This window comes from Moorena sp. (genome assembly GCF_982860115.1).
The window spans coordinates 25,898-31,897 of record NZ_CEYLVT010000070.1; the positions used below are offsets into that span (position 1 = coordinate 25,898).

At 41.5% G+C, this 6,000-nt stretch carries 4 protein-coding genes; 3 read left to right on the forward strand and 1 reads right to left on the reverse strand.

Going from position 1 to position 6,000, the window contains the following annotated elements:
- The first annotated feature begins 345 nt into the window (after positions 1 to 345).
- Both rpmE and prfA read left to right on the forward strand, forming a co-directional pair.
- On the forward strand, positions 346 to 594 hold the full coding sequence (rpmE, locus tag AC4II3_RS14140; RefSeq protein ID WP_293043940.1) for a 50S ribosomal protein L31: 249 nt from the start codon (positions 346 to 348) through the stop codon (positions 592 to 594).
- A gap of 220 nt (positions 595 to 814) precedes the next feature.
- A complete protein-coding gene (gene prfA / locus AC4II3_RS14145; RefSeq protein WP_488007583.1) occupies positions 815 to 1,927 on the forward strand; it encodes a peptide chain release factor 1 in 1,113 nt (370 codons plus the stop codon).
- A gap of 136 nt (positions 1,928 to 2,063) precedes the next feature.
- Here the strand turns inward: prfA and AC4II3_RS14150 are convergent, their stop codons facing one another.
- Complete coding sequence (locus AC4II3_RS14150; RefSeq protein WP_488007581.1) at positions 2,064 to 3,836, reverse strand: adenylate/guanylate cyclase domain-containing protein; 1,773 nt, start codon at positions 3,834 to 3,836, stop codon at positions 2,064 to 2,066.
- 741 nt (positions 3,837 to 4,577) lie between these two features.
- On the opposite strand from AC4II3_RS14150, the gene AC4II3_RS14155 reads away from it, so the two are divergent.
- Complete coding sequence (locus AC4II3_RS14155; protein ID WP_488007579.1) at positions 4,578 to 5,909, forward strand: AAA-like domain-containing protein; 1,332 nt, start codon at positions 4,578 to 4,580, stop codon at positions 5,907 to 5,909.
- The last annotated feature ends 91 nt before the right edge of the window (positions 5,910 to 6,000 follow it).

The following is a 6,000-nucleotide window of genomic DNA, read 5'->3' on the forward strand; positions in this document are numbered from 1 at the left end:
CATTCAGACCTTAGCTATCAGCTATCAGCCATTCCGAATAAACGTTTAGCTAAAAGCAATAATAAATAAGCTAATAAATAAGCTGATTAAGGGTTGTCCACAATAGCTAATGTATGGGCAATATTAAGCCACATTCATAAGTTTGACAGGATTGAAAAGCTGACTGCTAAGGGGCTGATAGCACCTCAAGTAGCGTGCGTGGCACAGGCTTTGGCCACGCGGGGCGCGTTTGGCCACGCTGTGCGAACGACGCGCTTGAGGTAGGGCATATCATTACCAGAATTTAACAATTAGCAATGGAAAATTAGCTAATTATATAGTAAAATACAAAGCAAAGGAGTAACTATGCCAAAACCAGATATTCACCCAGAGTGGTACCCAGAAGCCAAAGTCTATTGCAACGGGGAAGTTGTGATGACCGTTGGCTCAACTCAGCCAGAACTTCACGTAGATGTTTGGTCTGGGAATCATCCCTTCTACACAGGAACCCAGAAAATTATTGATACGGAAGGGCGAGTTGAACGCTTTATGCGGAAATATGGGATGCTGGATGGGGACGAAAATACAGCTAGCTCTGATGGGACAAAGAAATAGCTCCTAAAGTTCAAGGGTGAAGGATGAAGGATAAAAGATGAACCAGGAGGAATGAACAATGAAATGGGTTTAGCGATGGCTAACTTAAGGTTGACTAAAAACTTGATAAACAGTTAGGAGTTAAACTTCCCACTTAATACTTCCCACTTCATAATTCATAAATTTCTACTTCATCCTTCCTAACTTCTGAGGCTATTTCAAGAGAGCGATCGCATAAACCATGGCTGAAACCTACCTGCTGGAAAAACTCAACTCTGTCGAGCAAACCTACCATGAGTTAACAAGGCGTCTGGCTGATCCAGATATCGCCACTGACCCCAATGAGTTGCAACGAGTGGCAAAAGCTCGTTCCTCCCTAGAAGAAGTTGTTGCTACCTACGACAACTGGAAGAAAACCCAAGAGGATTTGGCAGGAGCAAGGCAAATCCTCAAAGAATCCACTGGTGAGCCAGAATTGCAAGAAATGGCAGCTCTGGAAGTTGAGGAACTCCAGACCAAGCTAGAGCACCTGGAAAGAGAACTTAAAATATTACTCTTGCCCAAAGACCCGAATGATGAAAAGAATATCATGCTGGAGATTCGGGCAGGAACTGGTGGCGATGAAGCAAGTATCTGGGCAGGGGACTTGGTACGGATGTACTCACGCTATTCCGAAAGTCAAAACTGGCGAGTAAAGTTATTGAGTGAGTCTCTGGCGGATATGGGAGGCTTCAAAGAGGCGATATTAGAAATTCAGGGAGAGCAAGTTTACAGCAAGCTGAAGTTTGAAGCTGGGGTTCATCGAGTCCAACGAGTACCTGTCACTGAGGCTGGCGGTAGAGTTCACACCTCAACAGCAACGGTAGCCGTGATGCCAGAAGTTGATGACGTGGATGTGGAGATAGACCCCAAGGAGATCGAAATTTCTACAGCCCGTTCTGGTGGTGCTGGTGGTCAGAACGTAAACAAAGTGGAAACAGCAGTTGATTTATACCACAAGCCTACAGGAATTCGCATTTTTTGTACAGAAGAACGATCTCAGCTGCAAAACCGAGAGCGAGCCATGCAAATTCTCCGGGCTAAGCTGTATGAGATCAAGTTACAGGAACAACAGGAAGCGGTGACCTCGATGAGGCGTTCCCAAGTTGGTACAGGGGCTCGTTCTGAGAAAATTCGCACCTACAACTACAAAGATAATCGGGTCACCGATCACCGACTGGGTCAAAATTATTCCCTCGCTCCTTTGCTGGAGGGAGACTTGGAGGGAGTGATTCAATCTTGCATTAGCCAAGACCAGCAGGAGCAATTGGAAAAATTGGCATCTTCTACATCCAACGGTGAATCTTTAACTTGATGCCAAGTTAGCTAAAGGCTTCTCGCGCCTTTAGCTAAAAGCCTTGCATTATCTGGAGTTTACTCTAACTCAAGCCGAGACTATAAAACGACAGTGTGTTGTTAGGTTTGTGTAATACATCATAATAAAAATTTTGTCAACTCGATTTTAAGTGTTGCTTGATTTTAGTCACTCCAGAGAGACGAGTATGAAGTTGACATTGTCCAAGATAAATTTGTGCTACACTATCTCCTGGATTCAGGCGTAGACATTCCTGAAACAGAACTGATGCCTTGGAGAAATAACGCAGATTATAAAGCACCAAGGCTTGTTCAAATTTGCTGCGAGTAATTAACTTGCCCTCTCGCACTTGCGGTTGATCGGCATCAAAGATTTCATAAACTGTCACCATTTCGGATTTGCCCTTGACTGGTACCCGATCAATCAAGCGAATGGCATAAGCTAAAGGATTATCTAACTTCCAATAAGTATGGTGAGTCATTAATAATGGCACCCCATAACGTTTCGTTAATTCTTCTAAACGAGACGCTAAATTAACCCCATCGCTGATGACAGTGCTATCCATCCGATTTTTTCCTCCCACTGCTCCTAGCATCAACGAACCAGTATTGATGCCAATGCCAACGGTGATGGCTGGGTGTCCTGAGTTTTGCCGAGATTGATTATAGTCAGCTAGGGATGTGAGCATAGCAATTCCGGCGTTGACCGCATGATTAGCACTTTCGTTAAACAGAGCCATAATCCCATCCCCCATGTATTTATCAATAAACCCATGATTTTCAGTGATGGCAGATTCCATACGAGAAAGATAGGTATTGATAAATTCAAAATTTTCCTCGGGTGTCATACTTTCCGAGAGGGTGCTAAAGGAGCGAATATCGGAAAATAGCACCGACATCTCTTGCTGAACATGATCCCCTAATTGGACATCGGCAATGCTTGGTTTGTTCAATAACTGGAGAAACTGATGGGGGACAAAGCTTGCATAAGCTTGATTGACTTGCGAGAATTCCTGCCTCAAGCGTAGGTGTTCTGCTTCTGCTTTTTTGCGTTGGGTGATATCGTGAAAAGCTACGATAGCATAGGCAATGTCGCCCAATTCATTAAATATAGGTGTTCCCCAACTTTCTATAGGGATAATTTTGTCCCCTTGGTGGATTTCCATATCATCCAGGGTGGCGTTTTCACCTTTTAATGCCTTTACAGCAACTAATTTTTCAGCAAAGTATAGCTGATTTGTTCCGGCAACATAAAGTTGATAAACCTCTGGCATTTGCTCAGCTGTAGTTAATGGCACGACTCCCTTGCCGAATAACTGCCGCGCCTTATAATTTAGGAATTCTAGTATCCCCTTATCATTAAACACAGCCACACCCACAGGCATCCTTTCTAGGAACTGAGTCAATTGATACTGGTTCTCTAGCAGTTCGTCAACTAAAACAGTTTGCTGACGGTTTATAGAACTCAGATGCTGCCACTCTTGATTAGCTTGTTCTGGTGCTGTAGTATATTCTGAAATCTGTGCTGCTTGATCACAGATTATTTTTTCCAACTGCTGATTGAGTTCCTGAAGTTGGCGATTTTGTGCCTTCAGTGTTTCCTCAAGAAGATAACTATGTATAGCTTCTATGACTGTCAATTTCAGGTCTTCAGATGGACAAGGCTTCCCTAGGTAACGATATAATTTTGCATACCGAATTGCCTTGGCTGTAGCTTTTAAATCCAGATCACCCGTCAGCATAATTTTGAGAGTTTGGTTATCGAAAAAATAAGCTATGTTTAATAAGTCATCCCCTTTTAGATCAGGGATAACAGCACCAGCCAAAACTAAAGCCACTTCATACTCATCATTGCGCAAGTCTTCGACTAACTTTACAACCCCTTTACTCCCTTCAAAATTTTCAATCATATATTCTTTTACGAAAGTCTTACTTAGAAAATTTTTTAGGCTATTTAGAACTGATGTATCATTATCAATGCAAATAATTATTAATGGTTTTTTCATACAAAAATATCTGAAAAATTATATTTAATTAGTAAAATTAATCCAGGAAAATTATAGATTTTTTTATTGTCGCAACAAAAGCTGGCCTGCTTATTAATTGATTGTAGTAAATAACAGGTTGAAATTAAATATAAACTATTAGTCGCTAAACTATTAGTCGTTGACCGTTGACCGTTGAGTGCTAACTTTTAGCCATCAACAGTAAACCACTAACAAGCGATATATTTCGTTTATTTCTACCAACCGCTCGACCTATGGATTTAGCAGACAAGCTCTATTTTTTGGAGCAACATATAGCATTGTGGCGATAGTACCCTCAACAGTCAACATAAAAATGTAGCCAATTGCTTTGACGATTTGGCTACACTATTGACCCAATCTGCTGGAAATTTATCTGATTAATCCACTCAATTAACCCCCAATTCCCTAGACAATCTAGCTAAAACCAAATGTTTACCTTTAAATTAGTTATTTGTCAACTATCCCAAGACACCGATTTGATAGGCATGTCAGCACTATACATAATATTATGTATTTGTCAACTAGCAAGTGTAGCCAGTTTAATCACTCAATCAACCTAAATTAATTGTCTGCCTTGTCAGAAACCGTTAAAGTGTCGTTTGAGATATTGGGGAACTGTAAGTGATGACTATTGATCAGGTACTTGACATCCTCAAAAGTGTTGAGAAAATCAAGTTAACTCCACTTCAGGAATGGATATTGCACCAAGCCTGGGAAGGAAAAACCTATACCGATATGGCGATCGAAGCACACTATGGCCCTGAATACCTCAGAAAGACTGCTTATAAGTTGTGGCGATTACTGGGAGACATTTTTGACAAAACGATCACCAAGACCAATTTCCGGAACACCCTGGAGACAACCCCAATTACTCCCTACCATCAAGAGCTAATTGAGCAATATTACCGCCGTCAATGCCTACGTAAAATTGCTGAATTTCCCAGTGGAGCACTTGCCCTACCATCTCCCCTTTATATAGAGCGTCCTCCGATTGAAGAGCTTTGCTATCAAGCCATTCACCAACCCGGAAGTTTGCTCCGGATTACAGGACCAAAACAGACAGGGAAAACGTCTTTGCTGTTGCGAATATTAGACCAGGCAAGAGAAAAACAATATCACAAAGTTTATCTCAATTTTAACCAAGCCGAAACCGCCATTATAAGTAATTTAGACCGGCTATTACGCTGGTTATGTGTTAAAGTCAGTTACCAACTCCAGCTTCCCCACCAACTCGATAACTATTGGGATAAAGACCTAGGCAGTAAGGTCAGCTGTATGACCTACTTACAAGAACATATCCTAGAAAAAATAGACCATCCCCTCGTTTTGGCAATGGATGAAGTCCATCGGTTGTTTGAGCATACCCAAACTGCTAAAGATTTTTTGCCATTATTGCGCTCTTGGCATGAGGAAGCTAAACAATTACCGGTGTGGCGAAAGCTTCGGGTGATTGTGGTTTACTCGACAGAAATTTATGTTGCTCTGGAAACTTCCCAATCTCCGTTTAATGTGGGATTACCAATTAAGTTACCCGAGTTTAACAAACAGCAAATCCAACAGTTAGCTCAGCTTTATAGATTACATTGGTCAAATAGTGAAGCTGCTGACAAACTGATGGCTATGGTGGGGGGACATCCGGGATTAGTGCAGCTTGCTCTCTATCATTTGGCTTATCATAATATCAGCCTAGAACAATTACTCGCTGAAGCAGCTACTGCTACGGGAATTTATAGTGACTATTTGCGGCAACACTTAAGTGTACTTAGGGCAAATCCTGATTTAGCTACTACTCTTAAACAGGTGGTTACAGCAGATAGGGGAGTTGAGCTCGATCCAATCAGTATCTATAAGTTACAGAGTATGGGTTTGGTGAGTGTTCATAGAAATAAAGTCACACTCTGTTGTAATTTATATCGTCACTATTTTTTAGAACATCTTGATATGTTGTTCGCGTAGCGTGGCCTTTTGGCCAAGGTTTAAGGTTGTCTTTAAGAATGTTGAATGTTGAATGTTGAATGTTGAATGTTGAATGTTGAATGTTGAATGT